This window comes from Pseudomonas sp. FH4, from assembly GCF_000510915.2.
Taxonomy (GTDB): domain Bacteria; phylum Pseudomonadota; class Gammaproteobacteria; order Pseudomonadales; family Pseudomonadaceae; genus Aquipseudomonas; species Aquipseudomonas brenneri.
The window spans coordinates 79561-100650 of record NZ_AOHN01000044.1 but is presented as its reverse complement, the minus strand read 5'-3'; the positions used below and the strand labels follow the sequence as shown (position 1 = coordinate 100650).

The window sequence follows — 21090 nt, the reverse complement described above, 5'->3', positions numbered from 1 at the left end:
GCTTATTCCTCTCGCAGGGTCTGGATCATGTAGTTGACGTCCACGTCGCTGGCCAGCTTGTAGTGCTTGGTCAGTGGGTTGTAGGTCAGGCCGATGATGTCCTTGACTGTCAGCCCGGCCTGGCGGCTCCAGGCGCCCAGTTCGGAAGGACGGATGAATTTCTTGAAGTCATGGGTGCCGCGCGGCAGCAGCTTCATGATGTATTCGGCGCCGATGATCGCGAACAGGTAGGCCTTGGGGTTGCGGTTGATGGTGGAGAAGAACACCTGGCCGCCCGGCTTGACCATACGGAAACACGCGCGGATCACTGATGAGGGGTCTGGAACGTGCTCCAGCATCTCAAGGCAAGTCACCACGTCGAACTGCTCGGGCAACTCTTCGGCCAGGTCTTCGGCAGTGATCTGCCGGTATTCCACACTCACGCCCGACTCCAACTGATGCAGTTGGGCCACGGCCAGCGGCGCTTCGCCCATGTCGATGCCCATGACCGTGGCGCCACGCTGGGCCATGGCTTCGCTGAGAATGCCGCCACCGCAGCCTACGTCGAGGACTTTCTTGCCGGCCAGGTTGACGCGCTCGTCGATCCAGTTGACCCGCAACGGGTTGATGTCGTGCAGGGGTTTGAACTCGCTCTCGCGGTCCCACCAGCGATGGGCCAGGGCTTCGAATTTGGCGATTTCGGCGTGGTCGACGTTACTCATGGGTAGTCCTCTAAATCCGATAAAACGGTTTGCCGGGTCTGGAATGCTGATCCAGGGCCGGCGTTATTCGTGGTGTCCGCTGATGCGCCGGCCCCAGGCAGCGGCTGTGGCGCTCAACTGCTGTTCATCCATACGTGTCAGTTGCCGGTCGTCGAGCAATGGCTTGCCGCCGACCCAAAGGTGTTTCACACAATCGCGTCCGGTGGCATATATAAGCTGCGAGACCGGATCGTAGATCGGTTGCTGGGCCAGTCCCGACAGGTCGAAGGCCACGATATCCGCGGCCTTGCCTACTTCCAGCGAGCCGATTTCAGCTTCCAGGCCCATCGCTCGCGCACCGTTGAGGGTGGCCATGCGCAACGCACGATGGGCATCCAGGGCGCTGGCCGAGCCGGCGACGGCTTTGGCCAGTAGCGCAGCGGTGCGGGTTTCGCCCAGCAGATCCAGGTCATTGTTGCTTGCCGCGCCGTCGGTGCCTACTGCCACATTGACGCCGGCCTGCCACAGGCGTTCCACCGGGCAGAAGCCGCTGGCCAGTTTCAGGTTGGATTCCGGGCAGTGGATTACGCTGCTGTTGCTTTCTACCAGCAACGCCAGGTCGTCTTCGCTGATTTGGGTCATATGAACGGCCTGTAGGCGCGGGCCGAGCAACCCCAGGCGGGCGAGGCGGGCCAGGGGCCGTTCGCCGTACTGCTCAACGGACTGCTGCACTTCAAAGGCGGTTTCGTGGATGTGCATATGAATGGCTGCGTCCAACTCCTCGGCGATCACCCGGACTTTTTCCAGGTTGGCATCGCTGACGGTATAGGGCGCGTGGGGGCCAAAGGCGATTTTGATCCGTGGGTGGTGCTTGAGGTCGCCAAACAGTTCGATGCCCTGGCGCAGGGCCTCGTCGGCGGTGGCGGCGCCAGGGATCGCAAAGTCGAGGATCGGAATCGCGATCTGCGCGCGGATACCACTGTTGTGCACGCGTTCGCTGGCGATCTTGGGGAAGAAGTACATGTCCGAGAAGCAGCTAATGCCGCCCTTGATCTGTTCGGCGATCGCCAGGTCCGTGCCGTCGCGCACGAAGGCTTCATCGACCCACTTGGCTTCGGCGGGCCAGATGTGCTTTTCCAGCCAGGTCATCAGCGGCAGGTCATCCGCCAGGCCGCGAAACAGGCTCATCGCCGCGTGGCCATGGGCATTGACCAGGCCCGGACTGAGCAGTATGCCCGGCAACTCGCGCACTTCGTGGGCCGCCAGCTTCAGGGCCTGCGTACGCGGCCCGATATACGCAATGCGCCCGTCGCGGATGCCCAGGCCATGCTCCTTGAGCACCACGCCGGCAGGCTCGACCGGTACCAGCCAGGTTGGCAGTAGCAAGAGGTCGAGCGGGGCAACGGGTGGTGTCATGGCGAGCAGCGTCCGGGGCGGTGATATAAAGAGGGGCGAAGTATACCCGAGCGTCCTGGCTGGCGGATCGCTATAATCGGCGGCTTTTGTTCACGAGTGCGGGGTTAGGGATGCGCGATCGACTGTTGGCAGCGGAGAAGGTGAAGGCCATCGATTGGCGTGATGGCGCACTGCACCTGCTCGATCAGCGTGCGTTGCCGTTTCGGGAAAGCTGGGTGGTGTGCTCGACTGTCGAAGAGGTGGCCGCAGCCATTCGCTCGATGGTGGTGCGTGGCGCTCCGGCCATCGGCATCAGCGCTGCCTACGGGCTGGTGCTGGCCGCGCGCGCGCGGATCGCCGAGGGTGGTGACTGGCAGGCCTCGTGGGAAGAGGACTACGCGCTACTGGCGGACTCCCGTCCTACTGCTTCAAACCTGTTCTGGGCCCTCAAGCGTATGCGCGATCGCCTGGACCGCCTCCGGAAGCACGCCGACCCGCTGGCGGTGCTGGAGGCCGAAGCTGTCGCAATTCATGAAAGCGACCGCGAAGCCAACCTGACGATGGCGCAATTGGGCGTCGAGTTGATCCGCAAGCACCAGGGCAACGCCCAGGCCATCCTGACCCATGGCAATGCGGGGGCCTTGGCCAGCGGCGGTGTGGGCACGGCTCTCGGGGTGATCCGTGCGGCTTTCCTGGAGGGTATGATCGAACAGGTCTACGCCAACGAAACCCGCCCGTGGCTGCACGGATCGCGGTTGACCGCCTGGGAGCTGGCGGGCGAGGGCATTCCGGTCACGGTGAACGCCGACTCGGCGGGCGCGCATATTCTCAAAACCAAGGGCGTGACCTGGGTGATCGTTGGTGCCGACTGCATCGCCGCTAATGGTGATGTCATCAGCAAGATCGGCACTTATCAGTTGGCGGTGTGCGCCATGCACCATGGCGTGCGCTTTATGGTGGTGGCGGCGAGTTCGACCCTGGACCTGATGATGGCTACTGGCGATGACGTCGCCCTGGAAGAGCGCGATGCCGGCGAGTTGCTGGAGGTTGCCGGGCAGCGCTTTGCTGCCGATGTCAATGCCTTCAACCCCGTGTTTGACGTGACCCCTGCTGACTTGATCGACGTGATCGTGACGGAAAAAGGCATCGTCGAGCGGCCTGATAGCGCAAAGATGGCCAAGTTGATGTGCCGTAAGCGCCTGCACTAAGGGCGTTGGTGTCTGGCAGATTGCTCGCGATTGGCCCGAAAAGCCAACAAAACCCTCGGATTCATACGCAAATCCGAGCCTTGATCCAGCTCTGAGCCCCTCTCGTCGTCCTCAAGCCTGTCATCCGTCAACTTACTACGCTCCATGCGCATCTGGGGGATAGGTGCGTGGCGGCGATTGTGATACCATTCGGCGGTTTCCAAGGTCACCCCGAGGGGCGGCCTTTAATGCGCAGATCCGTGTCATAACTCGTTGATTTGTCGTAAGTCGTTGCCAGGCATCATGTCGGCGGCGGCGAGCTTCGTTTGTCCCGTATGGATGTGACGAAGTTTCACCCGAAAAAGGAATCAGGCTTCTCATGGGCGAACTGGCCAAAGAAATCCTCCCGGTCAATATCGAAGACGAGCTGAAACAGTCCTACCTCGACTACGCAATGAGCGTAATTGTCGGGCGGGCACTGCCTGATGCGCGCGATGGCTTGAAGCCCGTGCACCGGCGTGTGCTGTTCGCGATGAGCGAGCTGGGTAACGACTGGAACAAGCCGTACAAGAAATCTGCCCGTGTTGTCGGTGACGTGATCGGTAAGTATCACCCTCACGGCGACACTGCGGTGTACGACACCATCGTTCGGATGGCCCAGCCGTTTTCCCTGCGCTACCTGCTGGTAGACGGCCAGGGCAACTTCGGTTCGGTGGACGGCGATAATGCTGCGGCCATGCGATACACCGAAGTGCGCATGACCAAGCTGGCGCACGAACTGCTGGCCGACCTGCATAAAGAAACCGTGGACTGGGTGCCGAACTACGACGGCACCGAAATGATCCCGGCGGTCATGCCGACCCGTATTCCCAACTTGTTGGTCAACGGCTCCAGCGGTATCGCCGTGGGCATGGCCACCAACATCCCGCCACACAACCTCGGTGAAGTCATCGACGGTTGCCTGGCCCTCATCGACAACCCCGAGCTGACCGTCGATGAGCTGATGCAATACATCCCCGGCCCGGACTTCCCGACCGCCGCGATCATCAACGGTCGCGCCGGCATCATCGAAGCCTATCGCACCGGTCGCGGGCGCATCTATATGCGCGCCCGCTCGATGATCGAAGACATCGACAAGGTCGGTGGCCGCCAGCAGATCGTCATCACCGAACTGCCTTACCAGTTGAACAAGGCGCGTCTGATCGAGAAGATCGCCGAGCTGGTTAAAGAGAAGAAACTGGAAGGCATCACCGAACTGCGCGACGAGTCCGACAAAGACGGTATGCGCGTGGTGATCGAGCTGCGTCGTGGCGAAGTGCCTGAGGTGATCCTCAACAACCTCTACGCCCAGACCCAGCTGCAAAGCGTGTTTGGTATCAACGTCGTGGCCCTGATCGACGGTCGCCCGCGCATCCTGAACCTCAAGGATCTGCTGGAAGCCTTCGTGCGTCACCGTCGCGAAGTGGTGACCCGTCGTACCGTATTCGAGCTGCGCAAGGCTCGCGAGCGTGGGCACATCCTGGAAGGCCAGGCGGTTGCGCTGTCGAACATCGACCCGGTTATCGCCCTGATCAAGGCTTCGCCGACCCCGTCGGAAGCCAAGGAAGCACTGATCAAGATGCCGTGGGAATCCAGCGCCGTTGTGGCGATGGTTGAGCGCGCCGGTGCCGATTCGTGCCGTCCGGAGACCCTGGACCCACAATACGGCCTGCGCGACGGCAAGTATTTCCTGTCGCCGGAACAGGCCCAGGCCATCCTGGAACTGCGCCTGCACCGCCTGACCGGTCTGGAGCATGAAAAGCTGCTGGCCGAGTACCAGGAGATTCTCAACCAGATCGGTGAGTTGATCCGCATCCTCAACAGCGCTGTGCGCTTGATGGAAGTGATCCGCGAAGAACTGGAAGTGATCCGCGCCGAATATGGCGACGTGCGCCGCACCGAAATCCTCGATGCCCGCCTCGACCTGACCCTGGGTGACATGATCCCGGAAGAAGAGCGCGTGGTGACCATTTCCCACGGTGGCTACGCCAAGACTCAGCCATTGGCTGCGTACCAGGCCCAGCGCCGTGGTGGTAAAGGTAAATCGGCTACCGGCGTCAAGGATGAGGACTACATCGCTCACCTGCTGGTTGCCAACAGCCACACCACGCTGCTGCTGTTCTCCAGCAAAGGCAAGGTGTACTGGCTCAAGACCTACGAAATCCCGGAAGCGTCCCGCGCCGCCCGTGGGCGTCCGCTGGTCAACCTGCTGCCGCTGGACACTGATGAATACATCACCACCATGCTGCCGGTTGAGGAATACACCGAAGGTCACTTCATCTTCATGGCAACCGCCAAAGGCACCGTGAAGAAGACCCCGCTGGAATCCTTCAGTCGTCAACGCAGCGTGGGCCTGATCGCCCTGGAGCTGGACGAAGGCGACGTACTGATCTCCGCCGCCATCACCGATGGCGAGCGTGAAGTCATGCTGTTCTCCGACGGCGGCAAGGTGACGCGCTTCAAGGAATCCGACGTGCGTGCCATGGGCCGTACCGCCCGTGGTGTGCGTGGCATGCGTTTGCCGGAAGGGCAGAAGCTGATTTCCATGCTGATCCCGGAAGAAGGCAGCCAGATCCTCACGGCTTCGGCGCGTGGTTATGGCAAGCGTACCGCTATTGGCGAGTTCCCCGAGTACAAGCGTGGCGGCCAGGGCGTTATCGCCATGGTCAGCAATGATCGCAACGGCCGTCTGGTTGGCGCGGTCCAGGTGCTCGATGGCGAGGAAATCATGTTGATTTCCGACCAGGGCACCCTGGTGCGTACCCGGGTTGATGAAGTGTCGAGCCTGGGTCGTAACACCCAGGGCGTGACCTTGATCAAGCTGGCCAGCGACGAGACCCTGGTGGGCCTGGAGCGTGTCCAGGAACCGTCGGAAGTCGAAGGTGAGGAGCTGGAGGGTGAGGCATTCGATGGCGAGGTGATCGCAGCCGGCGATGACAACGTCGACGAGCCAACCCTCGATGCCGCCGCAGACGAAGAAGAGCCGCAGGCGTAAGCGGACAAACAAGGGGGCGGATGAAGATTCGCCCCCTTGTTATTTGTCCCTTTTGAAAGTTTGCGATACTGCGCATTCCCCTGTGGGAGAGGTCTTGCAGGGGTTATGTGTCGAACACGAATTATGTGACCAACAGATCAGAGCGAGATTGGATGTGAGCAAGAGAGCCTATAACTTCTGTGCTGGTCCCGCGGCACTTCCTGAAGCGGTCCTGCAGCGCGCGCAGGGTGAACTCCTCGACTGGCATGGCAAAGGCCTCTCCGTGATGGAAATGAGCCATCGCAGTGATGAGTTCGTGTCCATTGCCACCAAGGCCGAGCAGGATCTGCGTGACCTGCTGGACATCCCGTCGGACTACAAGGTGCTGTTCCTGCAAGGCGGCGCCAGCCAGCAGTTCGCCCAGATCCCGCTGAACCTGCTGCCGGAAGACGGCACTGCCGACTATATCGATACCGGTATCTGGGGGCAGAAGGCCATTGAAGAGGCCTCGCGCTACGGCAACATCAACGTGGCCGGCACCGCCAAGCCGTATGACTATTTCGCCATTCCAGGTCAGAACGAATGGAAGTTGTCGAAAGACGCGGCCTACGTGCACTACGTGCAGAACGAAACCATCGGTGGCCTGGAGTTCGACTGGGTACCTGAAGTGGGTGATGTGCCTCTGGTGTGTGATATGTCCTCGGACATTCTCTCGCGCCCGATGGATGTGTCCCGCTACGGCATGATCTACGCCGGCGCCCAGAAGAACATCGGCCCGAGCGGCATCCTGGTCAACATCATCCGTGAAGACTTGCTCGGTCGTGCCCGCTCGGTGTGCCCGACCATGCTCAACTACAAGGTCGCGGCCGACAACGGCTCGATGTACAACACCCCGCCGGCCTTTGCCTGGTACCTCTCGGGCCTGGTGTTCGAGTGGCTCAAGGAGCAGGGCGGTGTCGCGGCCATGGGCAAGCTCAACGAAGAGAAGAAGCGCACCCTGTACGACTTCATCGACGCCAGCGGCCTGTACAGCAACCCGATCAGCCTGAGCGCCCGTTCGTGGATGAACGTGCCATTCCGCCTGGCCGACGACCGCCTGGACAAGCCATTCCTGGCGGGTGCCGACGCGCGTGGCCTGCTGAACCTCAAGGGTCATCGTTCGGTGGGTGGCATGCGTGCCTCGATCTACAACGCCGTTGATATCAATGCCATCAAGGCGCTGGTGGCTTACATGGCAGAGTTCGAAAAGGAACACGGCTAATGTCTGAGCAAGAACTCAAGGCCCTGCGCGTGCGCATTGACGCCCTGGACACCAAAGTCCTGGAGCTGATCAGTGAGCGGGCGCGCTGTGCCCAGGAAGTGGCACGGGTCAAAATGGCCTCCCTGGCTGAAGGCGAAGTGCCGGTTTTTTACCGTCCGGAGCGTGAAGCCCAGGTGCTCAAGCGCGTCATGGAGCGCAACCAGGGGCCGCTGGGCAATGAAGAAATGGCGCGGTTGTTCCGCGAGATCATGTCTTCGTGCCTGGCCCTGGAGCAGCCATTGAAAGTGGCTTACCTCGGCCCCGAGGGCACCTTCACCCAGGCGGCGGCCATGAAACATTTCGGCCACGCGGTGATCAGCAAACCCATGGCGGCCATCGACGAAGTGTTCCGCGAAGTGGCTGCGGGTGCGGTGAATTTTGGCGTGGTGCCGGTGGAAAACTCCACCGAAGGTGCGGTCAACCATACCCTCGACAGCTTCCTTGAGCACGACATGGTGATCTGTGGCGAAGTCGAGCTGCGTATTCACCACCATTTGCTGGTGGGCGAAAACACCAAGACCGACAGCATCAGCCGTATTTACTCCCATGCCCAGTCGCTGGCCCAGTGCCGCAAGTGGCTGGATGCCCATTACCCGAATGTCGAGCGCGTGGCGGTGTCCAGCAACGCCGAAGCGGCCAAGCGGGTCAAGGGTGAGTGGAATTCGGCGGCGATTGCCGGGGATATGGCGGCGGGTCTGTATGGCCTGACACGCCTGGCCGAGAAAATCGAGGATCGCCCGGACAACTCCACGCGTTTCTTGATGATCGGCAGCCAGGAAGTGCCACCGACCGGCGATGACAAGACCTCGATCATCGTCTCCATGAGCAACAAGCCCGGCGCGCTGCATGAGCTGCTGGTGCCGTTCCATGACAACGGGATTGACCTGACGCGCATTGAGACGCGTCCTTCACGCAGCGGTAAATGGACCTATGTGTTCTTTATCGACTTCGTCGGCCACCACCGTGATCCGCTGGTCAAGGGTGTGCTGGAGAAAATCAGTCAGGAAGCCGTGGCACTCAAGGTGCTGGGCTCCTACCCGAAAGCGGTTTTGTGAGGCTTTGACATGAGTGGCAACTTCCTCGCCCTGGCACAGCCGGGCGTGCAACAACTGTCGCCTTACGTTCCAGGCAAGCCTGTGGACGAGTTGGCGCGCGAGCTGAACCTGGATCCGGCAAAGATCGTCAAGCTGGCGAGCAATGAAAACCCCCTGGGTCCAAGCCCCAAGGTGCTGGCGGCGCTTCGCGAAGAGCTGGCCGAGCTGACACGTTACCCTGATGGCAATGGTTTTGCCCTCAAGTCCCTGTTGGCCGAGAGCTGCCGGGTTGAGCTGGCTCAGGTCACCCTGGGCAACGGTTCCAACGATATTCTGGAACTGGTGGCGCGTGCCTATCTGGCGCCGGGCTTGAATGCAGTGTTCAGTGAGCATGCGTTTGCGGTCTATCCGATTGTCACCCAGGCCGTCGGTGCCGAGGCGCGGGTGATTGCCGCCAAGGACTGGGGGCATGACCTGCCGGCCATGTTGGCCGCCATCGACGCCCAGACCCGGGTGGTGTTTATCGCCAATCCGAACAACCCGACCGGCACCTGGTTTGGTGTCGAGGCGCTGGACGAGTTCCTGCAAGACGTGCCGGAACATGTGCTGGTGGTGCTGGACGAGGCCTATATCGAGTATGCCGAAGGCAGTGATCTGCCCGACGGCCTGGACTTCCTGGCGGCCTACCCGAACCTGCTGGTCTCGCGCACCTTCTCCAAGGCTTATGGCCTGGCGTCGTTGCGGGTCGGTTACGGGTTGTCCACAGCCGTCGTCGCTGATGTGCTGAACCGGGTGCGCCAGCCGTTCAACGTCAACAGCCTGGCGCTGGCGGCGGCTTGTGCGGCGCTCAAGGATGCCGAGTACCTGGAAGAAGGGCGGCGGATCAACGAGAGCGGTATGCAGCAACTGCAGCAGGGCTTTCGTGAGCTGGGCCTGGGTTGGATTCCCTCCAAGGGCAATTTCGTTTGCGTCGACCTTGGCCAGGTGGCAGCCCCAGTGTTCCAGGGCCTGCTGCGCGAAGGCGTGATCGTGCGTCCGGTGGCCAATTACGGCATGCCGAACCACTTGCGTATCACCATTGGTTTGCCGGCTGAAAACAGCCGCTTCCTTGAGGCGTTGGCCAAGGTTCTGGCCCGTGGTTGATGTGATTGCAAAGCAACTTGCTGTGCCTGTGATCGGTCGCCTGGTGGTGGTCGGTCTGGGATTGATTGGTGGCTCCTTTGCCAAGGGCCTGCGTGAAAGCGGCTTGTGTGGCGAAGTGGTTGGCGTGGACCTGGACCCGCAATCGCGCAAACTGGCGGTTGAGCTGGGCGTGGTGGACCGCTGCGAGGCGGACCTGGCGGTTGCCTGTCAGGGAGCTGATGTCATTCAGTTGGCGGTGCCAATCCTGGCTATGGAAAAACTGCTGGCATTGTTGGCCAGCATGGACCTGGGCCAGGCGATCCTGACGGATGTCGGCAGCGCCAAGGGCAATGTGGTGCGCGCGGCACGGTTGGCGTTTGGCGGTATGCCGGCGCGTTTCGTGCCGGGGCATCCGATTGCCGGCTCCGAGCAGAGCGGGGTGGAAGCCTCCAACTCGCAGTTGTTCCGTCGGCACAAGGTGATCCTCACGCCATTGGCCGAAACCGACCCGGCGGCCTTGGCAGTCGTGGACCGCCTGTGGCGCGAACTGGGTGCGGATGTCGAGCATATGCAGGTCGAGCGCCACGACGAAGTGCTGGCGGCGACCAGTCATTTGCCGCATCTGCTGGCATTTGGCCTGGTTGATTCCTTGGCCAAGCGTAACGAGAATCTGGAAATTTTCCGTTACGCAGCCGGTGGTTTCCGCGACTTTACCCGGATCGCCGGCAGTGATCCGGTGATGTGGCACGACATCTTTCTCGCCAATCGCGAGGCGGTGCTGCGGACTCTAGATACTTTTCGCAGCGACCTCGACGCCTTGCGCGACGCGGTCGATGCTGGCGACGGGCACCAGTTGCTGGGTGTCTTCACCCGTGCGCGGGTCGCACGTGAGCACTTCAGCAAGATTCTGGCGCGCCGGGCCTATGTGGATGCGGCAGTGAACGCCGATGATGTGGTCTTTGTCGCCAGTCAGGGTGGGCGTTTGAGCGGAACGGTCCGAGTGCCGGGTGACAAGTCCATTTCCCATCGATCGATCATGCTGGGGTCGCTGGCGCAGGGTGTTACTGAAGTCGAAGGTTTCCTGGAAGGGGAGGATGCCCTGGCGACCTTGCAGGCGTTCCGTGATATGGGCGTGGTGATTGAAGGCCCGCATCATGGGAAGGTGACCATCCATGGTGTCGGCTTGCATGGCTTGCAGCCTGCGCCGGGCCCTATCTATCTCGGTAATTCGGGCACTTCCATGCGCCTGTTGTCGGGATTGCTGGCGGCGCAGCGTTTTGACAGTGTCTTGATCGGCGATGCTTCGCTGTCCAAGCGGCCGATGAATCGGGTAGCCAAGCCGTTGCGGGAAATGGGGGCAGTGATCGAGACTGGCCCTGAAGGCCGACCACCACTGACCATTCGCGGCGGGCAAACTCTCAAGGGCTTGAGCTATATGCTGCCGATGGCCAGTGCCCAGGTTAAATCCAGCCTGCTGTTGGCCGGGCTGTATGCCGAAGGGCGTACGGCAGTCACCGAGCCTGCGCCAACCCGTGATCATACCGAGCGGATGTTGCGCGGCTTTGGCTGCCCGGTGGAAGTCGCAGGCGCGACGGCGGCCGTTGAGTCAGGTCATGCATTGGTGGCAACGCGTATCGAAGTGCCGGGCGACATCTCTTCTTCGGCATTTTTCCTGGTGGCAGCCTCGATAGCCGAGGGTTCGGAGTTGCTGCTTGAGCATGTGGGGATCAATCCGACCCGTACCGGAGTGATCGATATCCTGCGCCTGATGGGGGCTGATATCACCCTGGAAAACCCGCGCGAAGTCGGGGGTGAGCCTGTGGCCGATCTGCGCGTGCGTGCTGCACCGCTCAAGGGTATCGAGATTCCGGAGGCGTTGGTGCCCCTGGCAATCGACGAGTTCCCCGTACTGTTTGTTGCCGCCGCCTGCGCGCAAGGGCGGACGGTATTGCGGGGTGCCGAAGAGTTGCGGGTCAAGGAGTCCGACCGGATCCAGGTCATGGCCGATGGTCTCCTGGCGCTGGGCGTGAAGTGTGTGCCGACACCTGATGGGATTATCATTGACGGTGGCAGCATGGCGGGTGGCGAGGTGCATGCACACGGTGATCATCGGATTGCCATGGCATTCAGTGTGGCTTCCTTGTGTGCCACTGGGCCGATTCGTATCCATGACTGTGCCAACGTAGCAACATCTTTTCCGAATTTTCTTACACTGTGTGCCCAAGTCGGCATTCGTGTTGCCCAAGAGGCTCAATTGTGAATATCAAAGCACCGGTGATTACCATCGACGGGCCAAGCGGTTCTGGCAAAGGCACGGTTGCGGGCCTTTTGGCCAAGCGTCTGGGGTGGTGCCTGCTGGATTCCGGGGCGCTGTATCGCCTGCTGGCTTTCGCAGCGCGCAACCATGGTGTCGACCTGACCAACGAAGAGTCGTTGGTGCTGCTGGCGGCTCACCTTGACGTGCAGTTCGTCGGGGCGACCGAAGGTCACTCGCTGCGCATTATCCTCGAAGGCGATGATGTGACCGATGACCTGCGTAACGAGCAGGTCGGCTCCTGGGCCTCCCAGGTCGCCGCATTGCCGGCCGTGCGTGATGCCTTGCTGCAACGCCAGCGGGCTTTCCAGGAGCCGCCGGGCCTGGTGGCCGATGGCCGCGACATGGGCACCGTGGTGTTTCCCGAGGCACCGCTGAAGATTTTCCTGACGGCCAGTGCCGAGGAGCGGGCGCGCCGCCGTTACTTGCAGTTGAAGGGCAAGGTGGATGGTGTTAGTCTGTCGAGTCTGCTAGATGAGATTCGTGCACGCGATGAGCGTGACACCCAGCGTGCGGTAGCCCCGCTCAAACCGGCGGCTGACGCCATACAGCTGGATTCCACGGAATTGTCCATCGAGCAGGTGTTGGAACGCATCTTGAGTGAAATCGCTCTTCGCGATATCGCCGGATGACTCAGAGGAAGTGCAGGGGACCAGTCCTAGACCTGCGCTTCTTCTCTTATATGAACGTAACCCACACCGTCTGGGGTGTGGCAGATGGGCGTATTCTTCGCCCTTATCAACAGGAATTAAAATGAGCGAAAGCTTTGCGGAACTCTTTGAAGAAAGCCTAAAAACCCTGAACCTTCAGGCAGGCTCCATCATCACCGGTGTTATCGTTGATATCGATTACCAAGCTCGCTGGGTAACCGTTCACGCTGGTCTGAAGTCTGAAGCACTCATCCCGCTTGAGCAGTTCTACAACGACGCTGGCGACCTGACTATCAATGTCGGTGACGAAGTTCACGTTGCTCTGGACTCGGTTGAAGACGGTTTCGGTGAAACCAAGCTGTCCCGTGAAAAAGCCAAGCGCGCTGAATGCTGGATTGTTCTCGAAGCAGCCTTCGCAGCTGAAGAAGTGGTCAAGGGCGTTATCAACGGTAAGGTTAAAGGCGGCTTCACTGTCGACGTTAACGGCATCCGTGCGTTCCTGCCAGGTTCTTTGGTCGACGTTCGTCCTGTGCGCGACACCACGCACCTGGAAGGCAAAGAACTCGAATTCAAGGTCATCAAGCTCGACCAGAAGCGCAACAACGTTGTCGTTTCCCGTCGCAGCGTCCTGGAAGCAGAGAACTCCGCCGAGCGTGAAGCTCTGCTGGAATCCCTGCAGGAAGGCCAACAAGTCAAAGGTATCGTCAAGAACCTCACCGATTACGGCGCATTCGTCGATCTGGGTGGCGTCGATGGCCTGCTGCACATTACCGACATGGCTTGGAAGCGTATCAAGCATCCTTCCGAAATCGTCAATGTTGGCGACGAGATCGATGTCAAGGTTCTGAAATACGATCGCGAGCGCAACCGTGTTTCCCTGGGCCTGAAGCAACTGGGTGAAGATCCATGGGTTGCTATCAAAGCCCGTTACCCAGAAAGCACTCGCGTAACCGCGCGTGTTACCAACCTGACCGACTACGGCTGCTTCGCAGAGCTGGAAGAAGGCGTGGAAGGCCTGGTACACGTTTCCGAAATGGACTGGACCAACAAGAACATCCACCCTTCGAAAGTCGTACAAGTCGGCGACGAAGTGGAAGTTATGGTTCTGGACATCGACGAAGAGCGTCGTCGTATCTCCCTGGGCATCAAGCAGTGCAAATCTAACCCATGGGAAGATTTCTCTGGCCAGTTCAACAAGGGCGATAAAATCTCCGGCACCATCAAGTCGATCACCGATTTCGGTATCTTCATTGGTCTGGACGGCGGCATCGACGGCCTGGTTCACCTGTCCGACATCTCCTGGAACGAAGTTGGCGAAGAAGCTGTTCGTCGTTTCAAGAAGGGCGACGAGCTGGACACCGTTATCCTGTCGGTTGACCCAGAGCGCGAGCGCATCTCCCTGGGTATCAAGCAACTGGAAAGCGATCCGTTCTCCGAGTACGTTCAAGAGAACGACAAGGGTGCAATCGTTAAAGGCATCGTGAAGGAAGTTGACGCTAAAGGCGCCATCATCACTTTGGGTGACGATATCGAAGCGACTCTGAAAGCCTCCGAAATCAGCCGTGATCGCGTTGAAGACGCTCGTAACGTTCTGAAAGAAGGCCAGGAAGTAGAAGCCAAGATCATCAGCGTTGACCGCAAGAGTCGTGTAATCCAGCTCTCCATCAAGTCGAAAGACGAGATCGAAGAGAAAGAAGCAATCCAGAGCCTGCGCGATAAGCCAGCTACCTCTGACATTGCTTCGGGTCCGACCACTCTGGGCGACCTGCTGCGTGCACAAATGGAAAAACAGAACTAAGTTCTGTTAGACCATAGAAAAAGGGCGACTTCGGTCGCCCTTTTTTGTGTCTGTGATTTGGGTTTTACGGGGCGGGAGGTTGGTAGGTGTAGCGCGATCGTCCTGAGGCTGCTTGCAGGCGGCGATCTTGCTATTGAGGCACACTTCCAGTGCTTTTCTGGGGAAGGGTCTCCTGCGCTTTCCTGGGGTGAGCCTGCTCTCGTCCTTGGTCTTGTGGGGGTTGCCATAATTTGCGCAAGATAAGTCAAGCCACAGGCTGTTCAAATTCATCTGGTCATGCTAAAACCTTCGGAGCGCTTTTCCTAGCTGCTTGAAAAAGAAGGGAAAAATATGACGAAGTCGGAGTTGATCGAACGAATTGTCACCCATCAAGGGCTGCTCTCATCCAAGGATGTGGAGTTGGCCATCAAGACCATGCTTGAGCAAATGTCCCAGTGCCTGGCCACGGGCGATCGAATCGAGATTCGTGGGTTTGGCAGTTTTTCGCTGCACTACCGTGCGCCACGCGTGGGCCGCAACCCAAAAACCGGCCAGTCCGTCAGCCTCGACGGCAAATTTGTGCCCCACTTCAAACCGGGCAAGGAATTGCGCGATCGAGTGAACGAAGACGAAGAAGAAAGCGTCTGAGTTTTTTTGGGGATAGGAGAAGTTTATGCGCGGTGTAAAGCGCGTCGCCCTGGTACTGATTGTGCTAGTCGTCACCTTGGTGGTCCTGGCATTCGTACTGGAAAACCAGCAAGGCGTCGCCCTGGCGTTTTTGGGATGGTCTACGCCAGAGCTGCCAGTTTCGGTGTTTGTGACATTGGCGTTGATTGTTGGGATGCTGGTGGGGCCGATCCTGGGGTTGCTAGTGCGCCGCAAGAAGCGCCTAAAGCCAGTGTTGTAGGGTTGGACTGACGGCTTAGACCGTTTGTCGACTGTATTGTAGGGTTGAGCCTTCCCTTTGGTGTCGGTTCCCTAGGCGGTTAAGCGCTTCTCTGTGTTCGGGAAATAGTGGCTTTAATAGGCTCTCTGGCCTTAATTCTTACAACTTCTTCGATGTTTGAGAATTGCCTTAAAGTTATGTCAAGTCTTGCAATGTGACGGCGAGATGGCAAAATGCAACCTGTTCTCGATACCAGTCATTTTGTGTGTCCAAGGCTAGGCAGCGACGCTGGGCTTTTGGTCGAGCCTTATAAATATAAAATCACCACAAGATCGTCTGCATAACGAGCCCGCAGTTTCTCCTTGAAGGCAGGTTTTTGTTGTGAGTAGTAGCTTCCGCGCGCCCCCAGTTCCCCCGTCCGACGAAGTCGACTTTGTTCAACTCGTTCAAGCTATCTGGGAGCAAAAAAAACTTGTTATGATCGTTACGGCCGCAGCAGGCTTGCTCGCTGCCACCTATGCCTTTCTAGCCACGCCCGTCTATGAGGTGAGTAGCGTCTTGCGCCCGGCGGCAATCAATGAGCTGGACGCCCTGAACCGCTCTGAGGTGTACAAGCTTCCTCCGGGTGAAGCTTTGATCAAGGTCGGTGCATCTCTAGAGTCCTATGAGGCTCGACTTGGCTTTTTTCGTGCGAATCCAGCATTGTTCAAGAGTTTTGAAAAGCCAGGATCGACTTTAGAGCAGAGTTTTGAGGAGTTCAATCGGGACTCTATTAGCTTGGTGCTACCGGATCCTAAGAAAGCGAATTCTCTCAGCGCTTATATCAAACTTGAAATGAGCTATCCCGAAGGGATAGATGGTGTAGCCATTCTCAACGGTTTTGTTAACTATGCGATTGCGAGTGAGCGCGAGCAGATTGCGGCGGACTTGAAGGTTATTGTAAAGAATCGACTGACTGAACTCGACGGCAAGCTCAACGCTGCGCGTGCAAGCTATGAGGTTGATAAAGAGGCAAAAATCGCGTCTCTTAATGAGGCTGATAATCTGCGTCGTGCTCAGTTACAAGATGAGTTAAAAGCATTACGATCTCAGCTCAAGACACTGCGTACCGATAGAGTCGCTCAGCTAGATGAGGCAATTGGCATCGCTAAATCGTTAGGTATTAGAAAGCCTACTACTCCCTCCTCGCTGGGTGACTCTGAGCGGGCTGCAAACAATAGTATGATGCGTACCGAGATAAATAATCAACAGATCCCGCTATATTTTATGGGTGTTGAAGCGCTCGAAGCTGAGCGTGGGGCTTTGTTGAGGCGTAAGACCGATGACTTCACGGAGGGGCGTATTGCGCAAATTGCAAAAGAATTGCAATTGCTTCAGGCTAATCGTGAAATTGAGGTATTAAACCGCCGTGAAAAAGAAGACCTGTTTTTAGCAGGTGTCCAGCCCTTGCGCGCTGAAGAGGCGCGGCTTCGTAACCTCAGCATTGATATGCCCGGACTGAAACTGGTCACTATTGATAAGCAAGCACTTGAACCGTTGAGTCCTGTCAAGCCTAAGAAGGCCTTAGCCGTGTTGATCGGGCTTGCGCTAGGTCTTATTGCGGGGTGTGCTTTGGCGCTTACCTTGCCTTTCATCAAAAGTCGTTGGGCGACCTCACCATCAGCTCTCATTTCAGTGCAAGGCGTCAGTAATCCGTCTTTTGCCGCTAGCGAAAAGCTTCCGTCAAACATTCGTTAGGTCTGTACGTGCAGGCCTAGGCTCTTATGCGCTTGAGTGTCGGCAGCGTCTCATTATAAAAGACTGAAATCGAATAGATTTTTCCCGGTCTCCGTTGTTTAATTGTCGTTATGCACGGGCTGAGCATTCTATTTTGATCATTTTAATTGAGGTTTGCTTGGGCCGATTTCTCTCCTGGTCAGGCTTGAGTTGGATTGAGTATCTGATTCGTGAGCTTGGGGTTAGGAAGGAAGGGCTTTCGAGGGTGTAGGAGGCGTAGCCTTCGCCGTGTTCCTGGCGGTCACCCTTAGGAGCTTGGTTCTCTCAAGGCGTAGCGGGCATACGCTGGAGCTTAAGAGTGCGCTTGGTAATGACTGCATTTCAGGCATTGATCGAATTTGCGGCATAATAACCCATCTATTACGCACATCTTTCCCCCCGTTGATGCCGCAAGGGGCGCGAACCGAATATTTAAGGAAGTTATTGACATGACGGACATCAAACGTAAAGGCATCATCCTTGCTGGAGGCTCTGGCACGCGGCTGCACCCGCTTACGCTGGGGGTCTCCAAGCAGATGCTCCCGGTTTTCGACAAGCCGATGATTTTTTATCCTTTGTCTGTGTTGATGCTGGCCGGCATGCGTGAAATTTTGATTATTTCCACAATTGAAGATTTGCCCTCCTTTAAGAAGCTTCTGGGGGATGGCAGCCAATACGGTATTGAGCTCAGCTATGCCGAACAGCCTAGTCCAGATGGTCTGGCACAAGCATTCTTGATTGGCGAAGAGTTTATCGGTGAGGACCCTTGTTGCTTAATTCTTGGTGACAATATTTTTTACGGGCAGCATTTTTCCGATAGCTTGCATGCTGCCATGTCAAAACCGTCGGGAGCGACGGTATTTGGCTGTCGTGTTTCCGACCCGGAACGATTTGGTGTCGTAGAGTTTGACGCTACAGGGCGGGCTTTGAGTATTGAAGAGAAGCCTGCGGTACCGAAATCTAACTATGCAGTCACTGGGCTGTATTTTTACGATAATCGAGTGGTGGAAATTGCCAAGAAAGTCAAGCCTTCAGCGCGCGGAGAGCTTGAGATCACTGATGTTAATCTCGCCTATCTGGACAATGGATCGCTGACTGTAGAAATGCTGGGCCGCGGGTTCGCTTGGCTCGATTCAGGTACTCATGAGTCTCTATTGGAGGCCAGCCATTTTGTGTACACCATTGAGCAGCGTCAGGGTCTGAAGGTAGCTTGCCTGGAAGAGATTGCTTTTGATAAAGGCTGGATAACGGCCAAACAATTAGATGAGCAAGCCACTAAGCTGAAGAAGACAGGTTATGGGCAATACCTGAAAAAACTCTTGAATGAGGCTTCCGGCGTATGAAGTTAATTCAGAGTGAAATCCCAGATGTTATTATTATTGAACCTACAATTTTCAATGACGATCGAGGCTGGTTTTTTGAGGCTTTTAATGAGCTTGTTTTTCATAAAGAGCTTGCATTGCTAAATTGCCCTATTCCTAGGCCATTTATCCAAGATAACCATTCGAACTCAAAAAAGAATGTTCTACGCGGTCTCCACTATCAAATGGGGCCTCATGCCCAAGGTAAATTAGTGCGAGTGATCAGTGGGGCGGTTTTTGATGTTGTAGTTGATATTCGTAAAGGATCATTAACCTATGGTAAGTGGTTTGGCATAGAGCTTAGTGCCGCTAATCAAAAAATGCTTTGGATCCCGGAAGGCTTTGCACATGGGTTTGTGGCACTTGAGGATAATACGCAATTTTTATACAAAACAACCGATGTGTATAGCCAAAAAAGCGAGCGCAGTATTCGTTGGAATGACCCTGAGTTGGCTATTGAGTGGCCAATATCTGAAAATCTGATCGTTAGTAAAAAAGATCAGGAGGCTCCGTTTTTTGCAGAAATTGGTTGCTCAGCAGAGTCACTCAAAGGTAGTACTGAGCCCCATGAACTTGTGGTACTTGGAGACGAAAGGGGTAGTTTGATTGCTCTCGAGCAAGGCCAAAATATTCCTTTTGAAATTCGTCGCGCGTACTATATTTTCAATACGAAAAAAGATGTGAGTCGTGGCTTCCATGCGCATTATCGACTTCAGCAATATATTGTATGTGTCGCTGGGCGTTGCCGAATTCTAACGGACGATGGCATGACGATAGAGAGCACTTGGTTGGATACGCCGAACAAGGCGCTTCACGTTAAAAATCTAGTCTGGCGGGAAATGCACGATTTTAGCGAAGACTGTGTACTTCTTGTTTTTGCAAGTGATCATTATAAAGAGTCGGACTACATTAGAAGTTATAGTGATTTTAAAGCAGCGGTGAAACGATATGCATAGTGTCGAGGGAAAAACCATTCGGTTGCGATTAGCAGGCAGTGATGATGCTGCATATATCTACTCATTGAGGGTTAATTCAAGTCTTAATGAGCACTTGTCGGTAGTTAGTGGCGACGTTGAGGCGCAAAAGAGGTGGCTTCTCAATTACAAAGCTAGGGAGCAGGCCGCCCAAGAGTACTATTTTATTATCGAACGCCTGGATACCGGGCTTGCCATTGGTACTGTCAGGCTCTATGACTTTATTGACGGTGATGCCTCATTTTGTTGGGGGAGTTGGATTCTCGACGAAAACAAAACGCGCTATGCAGCAATAGAAAGTGCGATGTTGGTGTATGAGTTTGCGTTCAAGAAGCTTGGATTCAAGTCTTGTCATTTTGATGTTAGAAAGCAAAATACTAAAGTTATCGCATTTCATGAAAAAATGGGTGCCCTGTGTCAAAGGGAGTCGGAGTTAGACTACTTTTTCACGATGAGCCCAGCGTCGTATGAGCGTTTTTTTTCTACGAAATCTAAGTATTTAGTGAGTGAGTCATGATCGATTTTCTGAATTTGAAGTCCGTTAATCAAAAGTATGCTGCTGACCTGAAAGTAGCTGCCGCCCGAGTGATAGACTCGGGTTGGTACATAGGTGGGAATGAGCTAACAAAATTTGAAGATGAGTTTTCTGAATATTGTGGATCAAAGCATTGTATCGGTGTTGCTAATGGTCTTGATGCATTGATCTTGACGTTGAGGGCTTGGAAAGTCCTAGGGAAACTTAATGATGGCGATGAAGTAATTGTCCCTGCAAATACTTATATAGCCAGTATCTTGGCTATCACGGAGAATGGCCTGACTCCGGTGTTGGTAGAGCCTGATAGCGAGACTATGAATATCGATATTCAGAATATTGCCCGTGCGCTGACCGTTAAAACAAAAGTAATACTTCCGGTTCACTTGTATGGTCAACTGGCGGACATGCCTGCAATTATGGAGTTTGCTCGTTTCCATTCCCTGCTCGTCCTTGAGGACTCTGCGCAGGCACATGGCGCCGCAATTGCTGGCAAAAAAGCCGGGAGTTGGGGAGATGCATCTGGCTTTAGTTTTTATCCGGGTAAGAACCTGGGAGGCTTGGGTGATGCTGGGGCTATTACCACTAATGACGATAGGCTTGCTACAACTCTAAGAGCGTTGAGAAACTACGGCTCGCATGAAAAGTATAAGAACGATATTCAGGGCGTCAATAGTCGCTTAGATGAAATTCAAGCAGCGTTCTTACGTGTAAAGCTTGCCCATCTAGATGAAGATACTGCCGTCAGAAAAAACATTGCAAAAATTTACCTGGAAGGCATCCGCAACTCCTTAATCAAGCTTCCTTTAGATGTTAAAAGCTATGATGTGAATGCAGATCGTCAAGTTTGGCATCTATTTGTTATTAGAAGTCGTCACCGTGCGGCGCTTCAGGAACATTTATTGGCTAATGGCATCCAAACGTTGATCCACTATCCGATTGCACCACATAAACAACTCGCCTATCGAGAGTGGAATGAACTGAACTACCCTATTTCTGAGGCTATCCATGAAGAAGTTATTAGTATTCCTATCGGCCCAACAATGACTGAAGAAGAGGCTCTTTCAGTAGTGAAAGCGTGTAACTCGTTTACGATTAATGAGTTGTAAG

General features: G+C 56.2%; 17 protein-coding genes and 1 pseudogene. 16 read left to right on the top strand and 2 right to left on the bottom strand.

The window, feature by feature from the left end:
* Positions 1-2: 2 nt before the first annotated feature.
* Positions 3-701, bottom strand: coding sequence for a bifunctional 2-polyprenyl-6-hydroxyphenol methylase/3-demethylubiquinol 3-O-methyltransferase UbiG (ubiG, locus tag H097_RS24795; protein WP_032863162.1), 699 nt, complete (start codon positions 699-701; stop codon positions 3-5).
* A 63-nt stretch (positions 702-764) separates the two neighbouring features.
* Entirely contained in the window at positions 765-2096 is a 1332-nt protein-coding gene (locus tag H097_RS24790) for a TRZ/ATZ family hydrolase (RefSeq protein WP_032863160.1), read from the bottom strand.
* Positions 2097-2206: 110 nt separating this feature from the next.
* Here H097_RS24790 and mtnA point away from each other — a divergent pair, with 110 nt between their 5' ends.
* From mtnA to H097_RS24715, 16 genes and pseudogenes are all read left to right on the top strand, one after another.
* Entirely contained in the window at positions 2207-3283 is a 1077-nt protein-coding gene (gene mtnA / locus H097_RS24785) for an S-methyl-5-thioribose-1-phosphate isomerase (RefSeq protein ID WP_032863158.1), read from the top strand.
* Between the two features lie 358 nt (positions 3284-3641).
* Entirely contained in the window at positions 3642-6296 is a 2655-nt protein-coding gene (gene gyrA, locus H097_RS24780; RefSeq protein ID WP_032863156.1) for a DNA gyrase subunit A, read from the top strand.
* A gap of 154 nt (positions 6297-6450) precedes the next feature.
* Positions 6451-7536 carry a 3-phosphoserine/phosphohydroxythreonine transaminase gene (gene serC, locus H097_RS24775; RefSeq protein WP_032863438.1) on the top strand — a complete coding sequence of 362 codons (1086 nt, stop codon included), beginning with the start codon at positions 6451-6453 and terminating at the stop codon, positions 7534-7536.
* Positions 7536-8630, top strand: coding sequence for a prephenate dehydratase (pheA, locus tag H097_RS24770; protein WP_029298704.1), 1095 nt, complete (start codon positions 7536-7538; stop codon positions 8628-8630). Before serC ends, pheA begins: the two co-directional genes overlap by 1 nt.
* Before the next feature lie 9 nt (positions 8631-8639).
* Positions 8640-9752, top strand: a complete 1113-nt coding sequence (gene hisC, locus H097_RS24765; protein ID WP_032863154.1) for a histidinol-phosphate transaminase — start codon at positions 8640-8642, stop codon at positions 9750-9752.
* A 28-nt stretch (positions 9753-9780) separates the two neighbouring features.
* Positions 9781-11991, top strand: a complete 2211-nt coding sequence (locus H097_RS24760; RefSeq protein ID WP_032863437.1) for a bifunctional prephenate dehydrogenase/3-phosphoshikimate 1-carboxyvinyltransferase — start codon at positions 9781-9783, stop codon at positions 11989-11991.
* Complete coding sequence (gene cmk / locus H097_RS24755; RefSeq protein ID WP_032863151.1) at positions 11988-12677, top strand: (d)CMP kinase; 690 nt, start codon at positions 11988-11990, stop codon at positions 12675-12677. Before H097_RS24760 ends, cmk begins: the two co-directional genes overlap by 4 nt.
* A 121-nt stretch (positions 12678-12798) precedes the next feature.
* On the top strand, positions 12799-14493 hold the full coding sequence (gene rpsA / locus H097_RS24750) for a 30S ribosomal protein S1 (RefSeq protein ID WP_029298694.1): 1695 nt from the start codon (positions 12799-12801) through the stop codon (positions 14491-14493).
* 330 nt (positions 14494-14823) lie between these two features.
* Positions 14824-15120 carry an integration host factor subunit beta gene (ihfB, locus tag H097_RS24745; protein WP_008437689.1) on the top strand — a complete coding sequence of 99 codons (297 nt, stop codon included), beginning with the start codon at positions 14824-14826 and terminating at the stop codon, positions 15118-15120.
* A gap of 25 nt (positions 15121-15145) precedes the next feature.
* Positions 15146-15379 (top strand): lipopolysaccharide assembly protein LapA domain-containing protein, encoded by a 234-nt coding sequence (locus H097_RS24740; protein WP_032863148.1) that lies wholly within the window; start codon positions 15146-15148, stop codon positions 15377-15379.
* Between the two features lie 360 nt (positions 15380-15739).
* Entirely contained in the window at positions 15740-17095 is a 1356-nt protein-coding gene (locus H097_RS24735) for a Wzz/FepE/Etk N-terminal domain-containing protein (RefSeq protein ID WP_032863146.1), read from the top strand.
* Positions 17096-17562: 467 nt separating this feature from the next.
* The gene (gene rfbA / locus H097_RS24730; RefSeq protein ID WP_032863145.1) at positions 17563-18456 is read left to right on the top strand and encodes a glucose-1-phosphate thymidylyltransferase RfbA; all 894 of its coding nucleotides are present in this window, start codon (positions 17563-17565) and stop codon (positions 18454-18456) included.
* Positions 18453-18986: pseudogene (rfbC, locus tag H097_RS28955) on the top strand (dTDP-4-dehydrorhamnose 3,5-epimerase); the annotation flags it as partial. The gene rfbA and the pseudogene rfbC, both read left to right, overlap by 4 nt.
* Positions 18987-19049: 63 nt before the next feature.
* Entirely contained in the window at positions 19050-19430 is a 381-nt protein-coding gene (locus H097_RS28950; protein WP_241495445.1) for an FdtA/QdtA family cupin domain-containing protein, read from the top strand.
* Positions 19423-19965 (top strand): GNAT family N-acetyltransferase, encoded by a 543-nt coding sequence (locus H097_RS24720; protein ID WP_032863141.1) that lies wholly within the window; start codon positions 19423-19425, stop codon positions 19963-19965. Before H097_RS28950 ends, H097_RS24720 begins: the two co-directional genes overlap by 8 nt.
* The gene (locus H097_RS24715; protein WP_032863139.1) at positions 19962-21089 is read left to right on the top strand and encodes a DegT/DnrJ/EryC1/StrS family aminotransferase; all 1128 of its coding nucleotides are present in this window, start codon (positions 19962-19964) and stop codon (positions 21087-21089) included. Before H097_RS24720 ends, H097_RS24715 begins: the two co-directional genes overlap by 4 nt.
* Position 21090 lies beyond the last annotated feature (1 nt).